A 16,653-nucleotide genomic window follows, 5' to 3' on the forward strand; every position below is an offset into this window, starting at 1 on the left:
GCCGGGGCAGCACAGCCAACCCAACAGCCGGCCGGGAGCGATGCCTACGCACATCGGCTGACCGTGGCAGCCGAAGGTACGCCCCGAACGGCACAAGAGCCTTCGGCGTACAGGGCGTGGCTTGACTGAGCTTCTTCGAGCTGGGCCTCGATCAGGTGACACCCGCCAAGCGCAACGAGCGAGGCCCCTGGGCAGTTGATCGAGATGTCTGACGTCTCAACCACGCTGCTCAGGGGCCTCGTTGGTCATCTATCCTGCCGCACTCGACCTGCCTCACGCACTCGTGGAGTGGGTCACCATGCTCATCGTCACCCGTGAGGGCGACCGGCGCTGCAAGCTCCGCCCGTCCCAGCGCGCGATAGTGGCACTGGTGTACCTGCGCGAACACACCACCCTGGCGAAGATCGCTGCCGCGTTCGGAATCAGCGAGTCCACCGCCCACGCCTACACCAGCGCGGTCATCCACCTGCTCGCCGAACGAGCGCCCGGCCTGCTGAAAGTCCTTCGCGAGGCCGACCCCGACTTCGTTCTGCTGGACGGCACCCTCGCCGAGTGCGACCGGGTCGGCGACGGCCGGGCCGACTACTCCCACAAGCATCGCCGGCACGGAGTGAACGTGCAGGTGGCCACCGATCCGGACGGTCGGCTGCTGTGGCTCTCACCCGCCCTGCCGGGCCGAACCCATGACCTCACCGCCGTCCGTACCCACCGCATCATCCGCATCTGCGAGCGCCAGGGCGTCCCCATCCTGGCCGATCTCGCCTTCCAGGGCGGCGGCCCTTGGCTGACCACGGGCATCAAACGCAGGCCCCTGCAGGAACTCACCCCGACCGAGAAGACCCTCAACCGGGCCCTGGCCGCGGCACGGGCACCAGTCGAACGCGGCGTCGCCCGCTTGAAGTCCTGGCGGATCTTCCGCAGATCCAGATGCAGTCCGAACCGCATGACGTCAATCGCCAAAGCCGTCCTCACTCTGGAGCGGCAACGCTGAAGAAGCTCACTGAACGAGGCGGCCTCCTCGCGGCTGACTGTGTGTTGTGCAAGCGTCTTGGCTGGACTGGTCTGCCTGGCGGATCAGAGGCCACCCACGGTTCCTCGCTCCGATGGCACACTGGGGCCCACCGGCGAAGATGCCAGACCTCCGGGAAGGCTCCGGAACGACCACTGCCCGGAGCATGGAGGCACCGATTCCCAGCCACACCTACAGGGCGCGAACACTGGTGAGCGGGTGTATCTGCACCTCACGACCAGAGGGGGATCAGTTCGGCGGCCGCCTTCTCACTAGGCGTTGTCTTCAAATGATCACGGCTGGTGGATTATGGGGTCGTGATACGTCGTCATGAACTGTCTGATGCCGAGTGGGAGTTCGTCCGGCCCTTGCTGCCCGAGTCGTTGCGGGGGCGGAAGCGGCTGGACGACCGCCGAGTCCTGAACGGGATCGTGTGGAAGTTCCGGACCGGGACGGCCTGGCGGGACGTGCCCGAACGTTACGGGTCGTGGGCCACGCTCCACACCCGTTTCCGCAAATGGGCGGCGGACGGCACGTTCGACCGGATGCTGCGGGCCGCCCAGGCGAAGGCGGACGCGGCGGGCGACATCGAGTGGCTGGTGTCCGTCGACTCCACGGTCGTCCGCGCCCACCAGCACGCGGCCGGGGCCCGAAAGTAGGGGGCTCCGCGACCCGGCCCTCGGCCGGTCCAGAGGCGGGCTGACCAGCAAGATCCACCTAGCCTGCGACGGCAGAGGCCGCCCGCTCGGCTTCGTCGTCACGGGCGGCAACACCAACGACTGCACCCGTTTCACCGCGGTGATGGAAGCGATCCGGGTGCCCCGGATCGGACCCGGTCGGCCCCGCGTCCGGCCCGATCACGTCCTGGGCGACAAGGGCTACAGCTCGAAAGCGATCCGCGCGTGGCTCCGCCGGCGCGGCATCCCGCACACGATCCCCGAACGGGCCGACCAGGCCCGCAACCGGGCCCGGCGAGGCAGCCACGGAGGCCGCCCGCCGGGCTTCGACCGCGAGGCATACAAGCACCGCAACGTCGTGGAACGCTGCTTCAACCGCTTGAAACAGTGGCGTGGCATCGCCACCCGGTACGACAAGAACGCCGAGTCCTACGAAGCCGCCGTCGCCCTCGCATCACTCCTGATGTGGGCCTGACATTTGACGACAGAACCTAGACGCACTGGCGGGTTGGCTTGATTCGTGTGGGTACGATCGTCGCTACACGCCCGCCCACGTCGAGAGTCGAGGACTACATGTCTGGAAACCTTCCCGTTCAGAGTGTCACGGCCGACTATGCGCAGCGGGTCGCTGATGACCTGGCGGCGAACCGGAGCGAGCAGGAGCGCGTGCGCAGCGAGCTGGCGCGGTTGCAGGATGAGCTTGTCCGCCTGGAGGACAGTGAGCAGGTCCTGACGAAGATGCAGGAAGTGCTCGGCGGCACGCCCGAGCAGGCAGCGAAGCAGCGCAAGAACCGCAAGGGGGCCGCAGTTCCCGCGGCGCGGGGCTCCAACAGCAAGACAGCAGCAGGGAAGTCCGCTGCCGCCGCCGGGCGCAAGGCATCCAAGAAGACCGTGTCGCCCAAGAAGGTAGGTGAGCCGACGTGGTTGGAGCTGACCACCGCCTACCTGGGAGGACAGAGCGAGCCCAGGTCCGCCGCAGAAGTAGCGGCCTCACTCACTGAGGCGCACCCTGAGCGCACGGTCCAGGTGACAGTGGTGCGCAACTCTCTGGAGCAGGGGGTCGCCCAGGGACTGCTGGAGCGTTCCAAGCAGGGACGTTCGGTGTTCTACAACCCCGTCTCCGCTTCCTCGGCTCCGTCCGGTTCCTAGCCAGTGCCGGTTGCTTCAGACGGGTAGCCGGCAGCCCAGTTCATGCCTTGAGAATCCCTGACCGGCTGCCTGCGGGCTGCTTCTCCCTCCGGCCCGCGGGGTTTATGTCCAGAGGTTCCTCAAGGCCTTCTGCGGGCCGGAGCGGGTGGCAAAGCCAGCCGCGCCCGGACTGCTTTGCCTGCGGTGCCGGAGGGATTCCACCCCTACCCCTCGCTGAGGGTTTCGGCGATGGGCAGTCCGCGGTGGTCCTCCGCCAGGGGAGCGGGCGGTGTGAGACGGGGCCTGCACTTGCGGGGATCGTGCACGACGCAGAGCAGGCTGTGCGGGCGCCGGGTGAGGGCCAACCCTACGACGGGGGGATGCCGTCGGGCAGGGGATGCGGCGTCTGCCGTCATCCGAGAACAGCATCGACTTTGCATACCTCCGGGACCAAGTAGTGAGCGATTATCTGAGCAGCGAAACTCCCCCTATCTGGATGGGCCCCCAACGCCCTTACCCCCCAGCCGGGCAGACCCGCTCCGGCCTGCCCATCCGAACCCCATGACCCTACGAACGACCAGCCCACCGGCTTCAGTTCGTCGAACGACTCAGCCCTTCCCCGCCCTACCCTCCGCACCCGTTCCTCCCCGGCCCATTCCACAGAGAGAACACTGCACTTACGGTTGCCACGAGACACCTGACCACCTGCCGTCGCGTCACAGCCGGGCTGCTCCAGGCCCACACGGCAGAGCCAGGGGGGGGAGCGCCCCACCGGCGTCCGGGCTCGTCCGGATCAACACGTCCAGCGCCCTCCCTCGCCGGAACATATCGAAGTCAGCTACTCCCCGCCCTGCCCGGCGAGGCTTGGGGGGACTTGCTGCGCAGAGCATGTGTGTGGCCGTACCCAGTTGATCCGGACACGGGTTTGGGGGAGGCGGGCAGAGCGGGTGTGGTGGGGGAGCGGTAGAGGTAGCCCATCCCGCGGACCGAGACGATGGACCCGCCGCCCACCGGCGTTGCGTCGAGCTTGCCGCGCGAGCGGGAGACGGTGAACTTGACCCGGTCACGCGCACCCGGATTCGCGGCACCCCAGCCGGCCTCGAGCAGTGTCCCGAAGTGCTGCACCGCACCCGCATGGCGTGCCAGGCGGCTGAGCACGCGGAACTCGGTTCTGGAGAGCGGCAGCGGGCTTCCCGCGGTCCGCGCCTGTTGCTGCGCAGAGTCCAGCCGCAACAGCCCGTCGTCGTACACATCCCCCTCCCGGCGCTCGGCCGCCCGGTAGCGGTACAGCACCCGTCTGATCCGGGCGTTGATCTCCGCGCCTTGGTACGGCTTGATGATGTAGTCGTCCGCACCGGTTTCCAGACCGACGACCACGTCGATGGGGTCACTCCGGGCCGTGAGGTAAATGACGGGGACATCGCTGATGGTGCGCAGCTCTGTGTGGTACCTCCATACCGTTGATGTCCGGCAGCGTGACATCGAGCAGGACCGGGTCGGGGTGCTGTGGGTATGCGCTGCGGAGCCCGGCGCGTCCTGTGCCCTCGGCCTGGACTTCGTAGCCCCGGCGTGTAAGCGCGAAGCGCAGTGCCTCTCGGATCGCGTCATCGTCCTCGACCAGCAGCAGCCGGGTCCGCCGGACCGGCCCTTCGTCCTTCGGGCTGGTCCGCACTGGTTCCGGCACAGCAGGCCCAGGCGGGCCTGGAAGCTCGACGGTGACGAGATCGGAAGCAGGGATGCGCTGGTCCAGCAGGTACTGGGCCGTCACGGTGTAGGAGGCGGAACAGAACGGGAACGACGCCTCGCTGACGAACAGCGTGTACGCGGCGGGCTTCGGGGATCGCCGTCCGGCCAGTTGTGCCGTACAGGGCCCACCGCGCCGGGGGAGAAGGGCGGCATCGCGCGCACGGGCACGCCGTCCTGCAGACTGGCAGGTGCTCGAGCAGTACCGGCATGGGCGTCCTGCCTTGCGTGCGGGAGGCAGAGCCCGACCGCAGGCACGACAAGAACCTGCGCCTTCGGTCACGGGCCGCCTCCTTCTCACTCGGCACGAAACGCTTTTCGTGCTCCTGGCCGGGCATCTGGACCGACACTTCTTGGCTCCTGCCGCCAAATGCGGTTACCTGGAAGGGCCGTAACGAAGAAGGGGTCCGGCCGCCGCGCTGGCGGCCGGACCCAGGTGTCATGGTCGCTCAGGCATGCCGGCGTTGACGACCACGTTACCCACCGCGGTGAGGGCCCTCGCCGTAGAGGCGAGGGCCTGCGTGTCGGTCAGGAACGCGACCGCCTCGACTACACACAGCACAGTACGCACCCCTTCCCACCACCCACGCTGTGAAGCGCCCACTAACGGCCACCACCTCCGCGACAACGAAGGCTCGTCCGACCCGGAACCAGGTTCCGGCTCAGCGTCCTCCCCGCTGCCCCCACACCGACCGTCACGCATCGAGGTCTTCCTTCCGACGGTGCTCGCGACCTTCGCGGGCCGTCGCGACACGCACGCGGCGGTCGGGCCGCCCAAGGCGGAACCCGGTGCATGGTGATCGGTGTAGCGGGGTGGTGCTCGCTCACGGTCTCGCGACGAATGGCGGGTCGGCAAGCACACACAATCAAGGTAGTAACCAGGGGAAAAGAGACGCCCGCGCCGCTGCAGCTGATGCTGTCAGGGTGTTCCACCGGAAGCATTCCCGGCCCCGGCCGGGAACGAGTGAAGCCGTGGTGCCCGCGTGCGCCTGAACACCGGTGTTCCAGACCGCGGCCGCGACGCGGCGACGGTACCTACACGGGCTTGCGCGGCGATCCCGGTGTCCCTACCGGCCCTCCGCAGGAAGCCCAGCTTCTCGAAGGCCCAGCCTGTCAGGATCTGTGTTCATGAACGGGCCGCCGCAACGGGCGCTGTTCCGAAGCCCTTTGCCAACGGCCCGGACGAGATTCATGACTACGAACGAGCTATTGGGGGCGTGCCGTTCATACTGGCGGGGTGCCGAATCCTCTACTGCGCCCGGCCACGCCGGACGACTGCCAACCCGTGATCGAGCTCCTGACCCAGGTATGGGAGGAGGAGTGCAGACCGGCCCGGTGGCAAGCGGATCTGCAGGAGCAGACGGAGTGCGGAGACGGCGCGCGGCGAGGCGTGTGGGTGCTGGATGACGCTGGCGCGGTGGTGTCGGTGGCTGTAGTCCATCGGCAGAGACCGAAGGAGACCGCAGGCCGTACCTGGCCTCTCTACCTCGCGTACCTGATCACCGACAAGGAACACCGCGGCCGCGGATACAGCGCACTGCTGGAAAGCCACGTCACGGCGGAGCTGGCCCGCCAGGTCCGCCCGGGGGGGGGCTACCTGAAGGTTCACAAGAAGGATGCGGACTGGGAGAAGGCACTGGGGTTCTGGAAGCACCAGGGCTGGGAGCAGGCGGCCGGATTAACGAACACGCACGTGTTGATGACCAAAGATACGGCTCTGCCGTCGGCACCGGGGCTGCTCTGATCAACCCGTAGGTCCGCCCGAGCAGCGCCTCCGCCGCTCCCGCCGTTCTTCCTGCACTTGCTACGGGGCCCGGCCGCCGGTGACCGAGAGGGCCGGCCCCCGGGCTCCGGAGATGTACCGTTCAGCGGCTGCCGGTACTGCAGGAGGTGCTCCCTGGCTTCTTCCCATCACTGAACTGTCCTTGCTGCCTCCGTAGATGGGCTGTCCTTCGCCCGGTTGTGATCGCTGCAACGTGTTCCTACCGGTCCTGTGCGGCGGGCAGCAGGTGGCGGCGCCCATCCATCGGCGCCGTTAGCAGGGTGGTCATCCTCACCATGGTTGACGGTCCCGCTCACGGCCGAGCTGACGAAGCCGGCGCCGGCGCCGGGGCACCACGACCTGTCGGTGGCATGCCGAGGACGGGGCGGGGGCGTACGACCCTGCGCACTCGGAGGGAGCATGTGATCGCTGCTGGCCCCCTCCGACCGTTCCCTTGGGCTGCCCGCAGGGGAACCTTTCTTCGTATACCTGTTCAGTTCAGAGCCAAGGGCGTTTATCGGTAAAGCCGCCCGTAACACCTGCCTTGGTGGTTACGGTCTGCGTTTATGCGGATCTTGCACACTTCGGACTGGCACCTGGGCCGTCAACTGCACCGGGAGCCGCTCCTCGCGGAGCAGCGCACCTTCCTCGAGCACCTGCTGAGCACGGTGCGCCAGGAGCATGTCGAGGCGGTGGTCGTAGCGGGCGACGTCTTCGACCGGGCCATCCCGCCCCTCGACGCGATCGACTTGTTCAACTGGGTCCTCGGGGAACTCGCCGACCTTCAGGTACCGCTCGTCATGATCAGCGGGAATCACGACTCGCCACGCCGCCTAGGCGTCAACTCCCGGCTGATCGAGCGCGCGGGCATCCACCTGCGCACCAGCGTGGAGGACTGCGCCCGCCCCGCCGTACTGCACGACGAGCACGGACCTGTCGCCTTCTACGGCCTGCCCTACCTCGAACCCGGCCTGGTCCATACGCAGCTCGGGGCCGAGAAGCCCAGCCACCAGGCTGTGCTCACCGCGGCGATGGACAGAGTCCGCTCCGATCTCGCGACCCGCCCCGGCAACACCAGGTCTGTCGTTCTGGCCCACGCTTTCGTGACCGGGGCGGACACCAGCGACAGCGAGCGCGACATCACCGCGGGCGGCGTCCCCTCAGCCAGCGCCTCAGTCTTCACCGGCGCCGACTACGTGGCGCTGGGACACCTGCACCGCTGCCAAGAGATCAGCGAACGCATCCGCTACAGCGGATCCCCGCTGGCCTACTCCTTCTCCGAGGCCGACTATCCCAAAGCCACGTGGCTGATCGACCTGGACGCCGGCTCCGACGTCACAGCCCGCAAGATCCTCTGTCCCGTGACCCGCCGCCTGCGTCAGCTGACCGGCCCCCTGAGCGACCTGCTCACCCAACCCGAGCACGCCGAGTACGAGGACTGCTGGCTCCACATCACGCTCACCGACACCAACCGCCCCCACATGGCCATGGAACGCCTGAAACAGCGCTTCCCCCATGCGTTGAAACTGAGCTTCTCCCACCAGCACACCGCCTCGCAGGAGTCCTACCGCTCCCGGGTCAACGGCCGCAGCGACCACGAGATCACCCTTGGCTTCCTCGACCACGTCACCGGCGCTCCCGCCACCACCCCAGAGCAGAACCTGCTGCGAGAAGGACTCGAAAGCGTCCGCACCGCAGCCGCCGCACGAGAGGCCAGCTGATGTACCTCCACCACCTGACGGTCCAGGCATTCGGGCCCTTCGCCCGTACGGAAGCCGTCGATTTCGACGCCCTGGCCAGCAACGGTCTGTTCCTGCTGCGCGGTGACACCGGAGCCGGGAAAACCAGCATCCTCGACGCCGTCTGCTTCGCCCTCTACGGCACTGTGCCCGGCATCCGCCCCACCCACCGCCTGCGCAGCGACCACGCCCCCACCGGAACGCGCACCCAGATCATCCTGGAGTTCAGCGCAGCCGGACGCCGTCTCAAGATCACGCGAAAGCCCAGGCAGTCCTACCCCAGCACACGTGCCAAGACCGGCACCGCCACCGCCGAGGCCACCGTCGAGCTCCACCAACAGACCAGTACCCCAGACGGCGCTGCGAAGTGGGAGCCGGTCAGCGCCAACCACCAGGACACCGCCAGAGAGATCGAAGCGGCCCTGGGCCTGTCCAAGGAACAGTTCTGCCAGGTCGTCCTCCTGCCGCAAGGCGACTTCGCCACCTTCCTGCGGTCCGACGCCAAGGACCGCGCCGTGCTGCTGCGCCGCCTCTTTGACACCGGACGCTTCCAGGAACTGCAGGCCTGGCTCACCAATCGCAGCAAAGCTGCTCAGGAGGATCTCAACGAGGTCACTTCCACCCTCCAGCAGCTCGGCGAACGCATCCACCAGGAAGCAGGCCCACTCCTTCACCAGGAGGGCACCGGCGCCGAAGAGCCATCCCGTCCCCACCCTCAGCACCCCGCCGACATACTGCCCTGGGCCCAGCACCTGAGCGCCCGGGCTCAGAGCGCCCACGCCACAGCCGTGGCCGACGAGCAACGCAGCGACATCGAGCACCAGAACGCCAAGACCGAACATCAGCGCACCATCGAGCTTGCCAACCACCAAACCCAGCACGCGCAGGCCCAAGCACGCCGTGCAGCTCTCGACGACAAGGCCGCCGACCACCCCAGGCTCCGCTCGCAACTGGACGCCGGACGGCGCGCAGAACAACTGCGCCCCCTCCTGGACACGGTGAAGCGCACAGCGCTCACCCTGGGCGCGGCCAATAACGCCGAGGAAGACGCCCGCCTGCTGCTGCCCGACGAGCACCGAGACACGTCAGTTCCCCAGCTGCGGGACGCCCTTGAACAGCACCACGCCGAGAAGGGGCGAGCCGAAGGGCTGCTGCCAGACGAACAGCAGCACACGCAGCTCGGCGTCCAGATCACCGACCTCAACGCCAAAGAGGAGCAGGCAAGGGCCGATCTCGAGGAAGACGAGCAATGGCTGACCGCATGGCCTGCACTGGAGGCAGAACACACCGGACGCCTCGCCGACATGACCAAGGCGGCCGACCAGGTACCGCAACACGAGCAGGACATCCAGACACTCAACGCCCACCTCAAAGCCGCACGCCTCCGCGACACCCTCAGCGGCAAGCTCGTCTCAGCCGCGAAAACGGAAACCGACCGTGCTGCTGAAGCCCTCGAAACCAAAAGACTGTGGTTGGACCTACGCGAACGCCGCCTGGACGGCATGGCCGGAGAACTCGCCGACGAACTCGCCGACGGGACCCCGTGCTCGGTCTGCGGTTCGCCCGACCACCCACAGCCAGCCCAACGCCAACCCGACCAGCCCACACGCGAGGACGAGGAAAAGGCCTGCACCCTACACGAGCAGGCCGACACGCTGCACGCCCAGGCCAGTAGCCACCGCCACGGCCTCGCCACCCAGCACGCCGAAGCATCCGGAGCAGCAGGTCCCACCCCCAGCGACGAGCTCAAGGCACAGCTCACCAAGGTCAAGAAGGCCTACCGGGGCGCATGCGAGGCCGCCGCCGCACTGCCCTCAGCCCAGGAGACCTTGACCCGCCTGCGCACAGAACACGACACCCGCACCCAGCAGTGCCAGGCAGCCCAGGCCCGTGTGACCGAATGCCAGGCACGCACCAAAACCCTGGCCCAGCAGCAAACCGCCCTCGCTCACACCCTGGCCGCCGCACGCGGCACCGCCACCACCCTCGACGAGCGCATCACCGAACTCAGCCGCACCGCCCAGAACCTCTCCGGCGCCATCGACGCCGCCCAGAAGGCAGCCGAAGCAGCCGCCCGCCACCGGGACGCGACGACCACCGCCACCACCACCGCCCACGACGCCGGGTTCCCGACGCTCGACCAAGCAACCGCCGCCCTCCAGGACCCAGCGCTCCTCGAACAGTGGAGCCAGGAACTCGACCAGTGGGGCAAGGACGACGCCGTCGTCACCGACCTCCTGAAAACTCCGACCCTCCTGGAAGCGGGCCCCCAGCCCCCCGCCGACCCACAAGCCGCGGCCAAAGCCCTGACCGAGGCCGAAGAACGAGCCAAGAAGACCGCAGCCGACCGCCAGCAAGCCGATCATCGCGTCACCGCCCTCACCGACCTGATCTCCACCCTCAAAGCCCGCCTCAGCGACCTGGAACCCCTGCAGGCACGCCACGCCCTCGCCGACCGCCTGGCCAGCATCGCCTCCGCCACTACCACCGCCAACACCCTCAGCATGGAACTCGAGGCCTACGTCCTGGCCGCCCGACTCGAAGAGATCGCCGACGCAGCCAACATCCGACTGCAGGCCATGACCTCCGAGCGCTACCTCCTCCAGCACACAGCCGACAAGGACGCAGGCCGACGCGGACGCCTCAAGTCCGGCCTCGGGCTGAGAATCCTCGACACCTGGACCGGCACCGAACGCGAAACCTCCACCCTCTCCGGCGGCGAAACCTTCACCGCCTCCCTCGCCCTCGCCCTCGGCCTCGCCGACGTCGTCACCCAGGAAGCCAGCGGCCGCCCGCTGGGAACCCTCTTCATCGACGAAGGCTTCGGCACCCTCGACGAACAGAACCTCCAAGAAGTCATGGACGTCCTGGACCAACTACGCGCCGGAAACCGGGCAGTGGGCATCGTCAGCCACGTCGCCGAACTCAGCCGCCGCATCCCCAGCCAGCTCAACGTGATGAAACACCGCAACGGCTCCACACTCCGCCCGTTGATCAACACCGATCTGTAACGTCAGAGCCACCGGACAGGGGAACACCCACCACCACGCACACCGCCCCACCGGCCACCGCATCCGCGAAGCCTGAGAACACCGTCCCGACCAAGAACCGGCCAGGAGAGCATGCCGACCGCCGCCATCGAGCTCCGCCCCCATCAAAAGGAAGCCGTCACCGCCGCGGTCAAAACGCTGCGCACCCATGCGCGGGCGAGCGTGATCGCCGCGTGCGGCACCGGGAAGACCCTGATCGCGGCCCGCACCACCGCCCGCGTCACCCCGCGCGGGCGGGTCCTGGTCCTGGTCCCGACTCTGGACCTGCTCTCCCAGACCGTTCGCTCCTGGCACGCCGCCGGCCACACAGGCCCAGCGGTAGCCGTCTGCTCCGCCCGCCAGGCCATGGAGCACCCCTCAGCCGGCAACCTCCCGATGACGACGAAACCCGCCGAGCTGTCCGAACTCAACCCGCCCACCGGCCCGGTGACCGTCTACGCCACCTACGCCTCCCTGCCCACCGTCATCAACGCCCACCGAGACCACCACCTGCCACCCTGGGACCTCGTTGTCGTCGACGAAGCCCACCGCACCGCCGGCCGCCTCGGAAAAGCCTGGGCAGGCATCCACCACGACGACCAGGTCCCCGCCACCCGCCGCCTCTACCTCACCGCGACCCCCCGCATCTGGGACCCCGACACCGACCACAGCGACACCCCCGTCGCCTCCATGGACGACGAAACCCTCTTCGGCCCCGTCGCCTGGCGCCTCACCCTCTCCGACGCCATCGACCTCGGCCTCCTCGCCGACTACCAGATCCTCGTCCCCGTCATCCAGAACACCGACCTGCGCGACTGGCTCGCCACCAGCCCCGGCGCAGGCGCCGACGGCCTACGCCTCGCCGGACACCAGGTCGCCGTCCTCAGAGCCATCCACGACCACCAGCTGCGCCGCGTCCTGACCTTCCACCACCGCGTGGCCGACGCCCGCGCGTTCGCCACCACCCTCCCCGACACCGCAGCCGCCCTCCCCACAGACCTGCAACCCGAAGGCCTCTGGTCGCAATGGATCAGCGGCACCCACCCGCCCCGCACCCGCCGCCGCATCCTCCTCGACTTCGCCACCCACACCCACCCCGAACAACCCGCCGTCCTGTCCAACGCCCGCGTCCTGGGCGAAGGCATCGACGTCCCCACCATCGACGCCGTCGTCTTCGCCGACCCCAAGAACAGCCCCGTCGACACCGTCCAAGCCGTCGGCCGCGCCCTACGACAAACCCCCGGCGCCGGAAAAAAAGCCACCCTCATCGTCCCCGTTTACCTCACCCCCGACGAAGACCCCGACGACCTCCTCAGCGCCGACGCCTACACCCCCCTCTGGCGCACCGTCCAAGCCCTGCGCGCCCACGACGAACGCCTCACCGCACGCCTCGCCGACCCCCGCACCCACCGCCCCACCCAAGGGACCGAAGACCCGGGAGGCTGGCTCCACTTCGAACGTCCCACCCAGCAAGAGGAAGTCGCCCTCGCCCTCACCCTGCGCGTCCTCAACCCGAAAAGCGCCGAATGGCGCCGCGGCCTCACCGCCGCCCGCCGGTACCACCGCACCCACCACCACCTCGACGCCCCCCAGACCTACGAAGACAACGACGACTACCCGCTCGGCCGCTGGCTCACCTGGCAACGCCACCTCCACACCACCGGCGCCCTCGACCCCGCCCGCACCCAAGCCCTCGAACGCCTCGGCATCATCTGGAACCCCCAGCAGCACGCCTTCGACCGCGGCCTCGCCCACGCCACCGCCTACACCCATCACCACGGCCACCTGGCCGTTCCCGTCGACCACCACCACGACGGATTCGCCCTCGGCCGGTGGCTGGCCACCCAACGCAAACGAGCCGAGGACCTTGCACCCGCCCGCGCTCAAGCCCTCGAGGACCTCGATCCGCACTGGAATCCGCCCTGGCCCCTGACCTGGCATCGCGCCTATCACGCTGCCCGCAGACATCACACGGCCGGCCACCGTCTGACCGACGTGCCCCGCGACTACAACACCGATGACGGACACCGCCTGGGGGAGTGGCTGCACAACCAGCGCCTCCATCCCGAGCGCTTGCACCCCACCCAGCAGCGTCTCCTGGCTGATCTCGGCCTGATCCAGAATACCGAGCCGTCCCCGGAGAAACGGAAACCGGCCGCCCACAAGCCAGAGCAGGGCCTGGCTGCCGCCCGCGCCTTCCACCATCGGGAAGGGCACCTCGATGTTCCCCAGCGCCACGTCGAAGTCGTCGATGGGGAACCCGTACGTCTCGGGCAGTGGATCAGCAACGCCCGCCGCCGCAAAGAGCGCCTCCCCGCAGACCGGGTCCGCGCACTCGATGCCTTGAACATTCACTGGTAGGCATGGTCCGTGGCTCCGTGCGGCTGCAGCGGCATGACGACAGGCACGCTTTCTGACACAGAGTTCACCCGGCCGTTCTTCGCCGCGCGCTGGGCGATCGACAGTCGGTGAAACGCCGTGCGCAGCAGGGCAGGCGGTGCCTACGCTGTCCGGATGGACCAGGGGTGGATGGCGCTCGGGGCGGCTGCAGTGGGTGCGGCCGGAGCAACGCTTGCTGCTCTCACGGCGCGCATCAGGAGGCAGGGGCGAAGTAGGGGTCGGTCACGTCGTCACCCTTGCCGTCCTGGTTGGTGTCGGTGGTCGACGCCGCGTGGTCGGCGGTGTGCCAGGCCGAACCGTCCGCCTGGACGTTCAGCTGCTGGCCCTCGTCCCAGGTGACTCCGACGATGGACGTGGTGACCAGGCAGGGCGGCTCGGCGGCACGGGTAGCGAACGGGATCACGGCGGTGGTCATCAATCCTCCAGGTGCTCTTCCCACCCCGCCGGCGGTTGCTCGGCGGGTCCTTGCCCGCCCCTGCCAGCAGTACGGGGGCCTGCTGGCAGGGGCGGAGCCCGAAGGGTCAGCTGCGGCTGTAGACGATCTCGCCGAACGAGACCATGTATGCAACCTGCCGGTAGACCGTGGTTGAGCCTTCGACCAGGAGCGGCGCGCGGTACTTGAAGTGCAGGACCTTGGCGCCATCGCGAGCAGAAACCATGTCTGCCACCGCGAAGTACACGTGGTCGTGAAGGACCAGGTCCCCGACCTGGATGCTGTCCGGCACCTCGATGCTGCCGCGGTACCCAACCGGCCCCTTGATCGAGCCGTCAGCCATGACTGCGCGCCGAGGTCTGCTGAGCCTCCTTACGCGCGGCACGCGTACACACCCAGCGCGCGAACTCGTACGCGTCCCCCGAGCGGAGAGTGATGAGCACGGTTCCGTGGCAGTCCTTGACGTCCCCGACCTGAACGGGCCCCTGAAGCTTCATCAGCTCCAGCGCCTCGTTGACGTCAGGAATCGCGTTCCGTGCGACGCGCCGCGCTATGTCTTCCGGGGCCCTCTTCTCGGTGGCCGTAGTCATAGGTGACCTTCCATCACTTATCACTGAGTTCTGCGGGCTTGTGATGAAGGTAAAGGCCTTCCGCAGCAACCCCCAAGCAGATTGCGCGAGTTTGCAGGAAAAGCAATTGACGTCGCTGAACTAGAGGTCGGCCATCGGCGTGTCGCGCAATTTCGTGCAAGGCCGACGACAGGGGAACGACCATGAAGCTAAGGTTCCTTGGTAAGAACTCCAAGCAGGGGGACTGCCCGACGCTCTACGCAACCGACCGGGACACCTACCTCGTCCAGGGTGGAAGATCTTCGCGAACGACCTGCTGATGCAGCTCGACATCCCCGAGGGGCAGACGGCTGTGGAGGTACCGACAGAGCTGTTCGAGTTCCTGACCAAGGACGGCCTGCCGGCCGGCAAGATCAGGCGACTGGAGGATCCGATCATGGTCCTGACTCCGAACGGCACCTTCGTCGTCCAGGGCTGCGAGGTCACTGATCCCGAGGCGCTCGCGCAGATGGAGATCCCAGACTACGAAACTGTGGTCGAGGTCCCCAAGGCCGCGATCACCGCCCTACTGGAGGAACCGCGTGAAGCTGATCTCCAGCGCCGAGCGCAACCAGCTCTTTGAGAGCTTCGCGCACGACGCCTTCCACTTGGAGCTGAGGGACGACTACCCAGTCCCGAACGAGGAGGGCCCGTACGAGAGCTGGCTCAACGGGACAGGTGACGACTCCTCGTCCATGGCACCGTGGACACAGCTCATGAAGCGCGTCACCGACACAGGGAAGACAGTGCGACGGGTGCGGGTCGTCACTGAGCCGCACAGCTCCTACATCCGGTGGGAGTACGCCACCACGTACGTCAACGAAGAGGCCGGCGAGACAATCCGATGGCTGCCACGCCACAAGCTGCCCGCGGACCTGGGACTGCTGCACCAGTAGGTGACAGCGGTGTTTATGCAGCCAGGGCTGCGGGTGGGGTCATGATGGTCTCGTACTCGACGGGGGTCAATCGGGCCAGGCGTCTCTGGCGTCGGCGCCGGTGGTAGGTCCGCTCGATCCAGGTGACGATCGCGATCCGCAGCTCCTGGCGGGTGGCCCAGGTGCGGCGGTCGAGGACGTTCTTCTGCAGCAGCGCGAAGAAGCTCTCCATGGCGGCGTTGTCGCCTGCGGCCCCGACGCGGCCCATCGAGCCGACCAGGCCGTGCCGAGTGAGTACGGCAGCAACCTTCCGTGAGCGGAACTGCGAGCCGCGGTCCGAATGCACCACGCAACCGGCCACCTGGCCGCGGCGGGCGACGGCGGACTCCAGCGCGGCCACGGCGAGGCGGGACTCCATCCGGGCGTCGATGGAGTAGCCCACGATGCGGCCCGAGTACACGTCCTTGACGGCACACAGATACAGCTTGCCCTCGCCGGTCGCGTGCTCGGTGATGTCCGTGAGCCACAACCGGTTCGGCCCGTCCGCGGTGAAGTCGCGCCGCACCAGGTCGTCATGGACCGGCGGCCCGGACTTGGCGTTCTTCCCGCGGCCCCTGCGTTTACCGAAGGCACTCCACCAGCCGTTGTCCCGGCAGATCCGCCAGGCGGTCCGCTCCGCCATCGCCTCACCGGCGGCCCGGGCCTCGTCGAGAAGGAAGCGGTGACCGAACTCGGGATCGTCGCGGTGCGCGTCGAACAGGGCGTTGGCACGGTATGCCTCGGACAGTTCGGCGTCCGTGACCGGCCGGTCCAGCCACCGGTAGTAGGGCTGGCGGGCCAGCTTGAGCACCCGGCACGTCACCGCCACCGGCACCCGGTGAGGGGCAGCGGCGGCGGCCAGCTCGCGGACGAGCGGGGACATCATTTTGCCGGCAGGTTCGCCTGCGACAGATACGCCGCAGCCCGGCGCAGGACCTCGTTCTCCTGCTCCAGCAGCCGGATGCGCTTGCGGGCCTCGCGCAGCTCGGCGGACTCACCCGACGCTGTCGCGGGCCTGGCGCCCTCGTCGGTGTCCGCACGGCGCAGCCACTTTGACAGCGTGATCGGGTGGACGCCGAAGTCGGCGGCGATCTGTTCCAGCGTGACGCCGGGCTCACGGTTGCGCGCGACCCGCACGACGTCCTCGCGGAACTCCCTCGGATACGGCTTGGGCACTGCAACATCCTTCCAGGCCGCTTCTCAGCAAGCCA

The 16,653-nt window shown here is 68.1% G+C and carries 15 protein-coding genes; 9 read left to right on the plus strand and 6 right to left on the minus strand.

Annotated features, from left to right (window positions below; translation table 11 throughout):
• The first annotated feature begins 241 nt into the window (after nucleotides 1–241).
• The 3 genes from RI138_RS32170 to RI138_RS32180 all read left to right on the plus strand — a co-directional run bounded on the left by RI138_RS32170 (nucleotide 242) and on the right by RI138_RS32180 (nucleotide 2,835).
• A complete protein-coding gene (locus RI138_RS32170; protein WP_311122753.1) occupies nucleotides 242–991 on the plus strand; it encodes a transposase family protein in 750 nt (249 codons plus the stop codon).
• 338 nt (nucleotides 992–1,329) lie between these two features.
• Nucleotides 1,330–2,161, plus strand: a protein-coding gene (locus RI138_RS32175; RefSeq protein ID WP_398864413.1) for an IS5 family transposase whose coding sequence is annotated in 2 segments (ribosomal slippage) — nucleotides 1,330–1,665 and nucleotides 1,667–2,161 — 831 coding nt in all. Because the reading frame shifts where the segments join, the coding sequence is not laid out codon by codon here.
• A gap of 98 nt (nucleotides 2,162–2,259) precedes the next feature.
• Nucleotides 2,260–2,835: a hypothetical protein gene (locus tag RI138_RS32180; RefSeq protein ID WP_311122754.1), complete on the plus strand. Its 576-nt coding sequence runs from the start codon at nucleotides 2,260–2,262 to the stop codon at nucleotides 2,833–2,835.
• An 813-nt stretch (nucleotides 2,836–3,648) separates the two neighbouring features.
• Here the strand turns inward: RI138_RS32180 and RI138_RS32185 are convergent.
• Nucleotides 3,649–4,191, minus strand: coding sequence for a response regulator transcription factor (locus RI138_RS32185; protein ID WP_311122755.1), 543 nt, complete (start codon nucleotides 4,189–4,191; stop codon nucleotides 3,649–3,651).
• A gap of 10 nt (nucleotides 4,192–4,201) precedes the next feature.
• Complete coding sequence (locus RI138_RS32510; RefSeq protein ID WP_398864174.1) at nucleotides 4,202–4,858, minus strand: response regulator; 657 nt, start codon at nucleotides 4,856–4,858, stop codon at nucleotides 4,202–4,204.
• A gap of 984 nt (nucleotides 4,859–5,842) precedes the next feature.
• Here RI138_RS32510 and RI138_RS32190 point away from each other — a divergent pair.
• The 4 genes from RI138_RS32190 (at nucleotide 5,843) to RI138_RS32205 (ending at nucleotide 13,448) form a co-directional block, all read left to right on the plus strand.
• Nucleotides 5,843–6,301, plus strand: coding sequence for a GNAT family N-acetyltransferase (locus RI138_RS32190; RefSeq protein ID WP_311122756.1), 459 nt, complete (start codon nucleotides 5,843–5,845; stop codon nucleotides 6,299–6,301).
• Nucleotides 6,302–6,885: 584 nt separating this feature from the next.
• The gene (locus RI138_RS32195) at nucleotides 6,886–8,040 is read left to right on the plus strand and encodes an exonuclease SbcCD subunit D (protein ID WP_311122757.1); all 1,155 of its coding nucleotides are present in this window, start codon (nucleotides 6,886–6,888) and stop codon (nucleotides 8,038–8,040) included.
• Nucleotides 8,040–11,069, plus strand: a complete 3,030-nt coding sequence (locus RI138_RS32200; protein ID WP_311122758.1) for an SMC family ATPase — start codon at nucleotides 8,040–8,042, stop codon at nucleotides 11,067–11,069. Before RI138_RS32195 ends, RI138_RS32200 begins: the two co-directional genes overlap by 1 nt.
• Nucleotides 11,070–11,180: 111 nt before the next feature.
• Complete coding sequence (locus RI138_RS32205; RefSeq protein ID WP_311122759.1) at nucleotides 11,181–13,448, plus strand: DEAD/DEAH box helicase; 2,268 nt, start codon at nucleotides 11,181–11,183, stop codon at nucleotides 13,446–13,448.
• Between the two features lie 232 nt (nucleotides 13,449–13,680).
• Here the strand turns inward: RI138_RS32205 and RI138_RS32210 are convergent, their stop codons facing one another.
• From RI138_RS32210 to RI138_RS32220, 3 genes are all read right to left on the minus strand, one after another.
• Nucleotides 13,681–13,902: a hypothetical protein gene (locus RI138_RS32210; RefSeq protein WP_311122760.1), complete on the minus strand. Its 222-nt coding sequence runs from the start codon at nucleotides 13,900–13,902 to the stop codon at nucleotides 13,681–13,683.
• Between the two features lie 106 nt (nucleotides 13,903–14,008).
• A complete protein-coding gene (locus RI138_RS32215; RefSeq protein WP_311122761.1) occupies nucleotides 14,009–14,263 on the minus strand; it encodes a hypothetical protein in 255 nt (84 codons plus the stop codon).
• On the minus strand, nucleotides 14,256–14,510 hold the full coding sequence (locus RI138_RS32220; RefSeq protein WP_311122762.1) for a hypothetical protein: 255 nt from the start codon (nucleotides 14,508–14,510) through the stop codon (nucleotides 14,256–14,258). Before RI138_RS32220 ends, RI138_RS32215 begins: the two co-directional genes overlap by 8 nt.
• A 298-nt stretch (nucleotides 14,511–14,808) precedes the next feature.
• Between RI138_RS32220 and RI138_RS32225 the strand changes: the two genes are divergently transcribed.
• Entirely contained in the window at nucleotides 14,809–15,111 is a 303-nt protein-coding gene (locus RI138_RS32225) for a hypothetical protein (protein WP_311122763.1), read from the plus strand.
• Nucleotides 15,071–15,424, plus strand: a complete 354-nt coding sequence (locus RI138_RS32230; RefSeq protein WP_311122764.1) for a DUF6879 family protein — start codon at nucleotides 15,071–15,073, stop codon at nucleotides 15,422–15,424. Before RI138_RS32225 ends, RI138_RS32230 begins: the two co-directional genes overlap by 41 nt.
• Before the next feature lie 13 nt (nucleotides 15,425–15,437).
• Here RI138_RS32230 and RI138_RS32235 read toward each other — a convergent pair.
• Nucleotides 15,438–16,618, minus strand: a protein-coding gene (locus tag RI138_RS32235; RefSeq protein ID WP_311118187.1) for an IS3 family transposase whose coding sequence is annotated in 2 segments (ribosomal slippage) — nucleotides 15,438–16,331 and nucleotides 16,334–16,618 — 1,179 coding nt in all. Because the reading frame shifts where the segments join, the coding sequence is not laid out codon by codon here.
• Between the last annotated feature and the right edge of the window lie 35 nt (nucleotides 16,619–16,653).

Origin of the sequence: Streptomyces durocortorensis (assembly GCF_031760065.1) — a bacterium.
Taxonomy (GTDB): domain Bacteria; phylum Actinomycetota; class Actinomycetes; order Streptomycetales; family Streptomycetaceae; genus Streptomyces.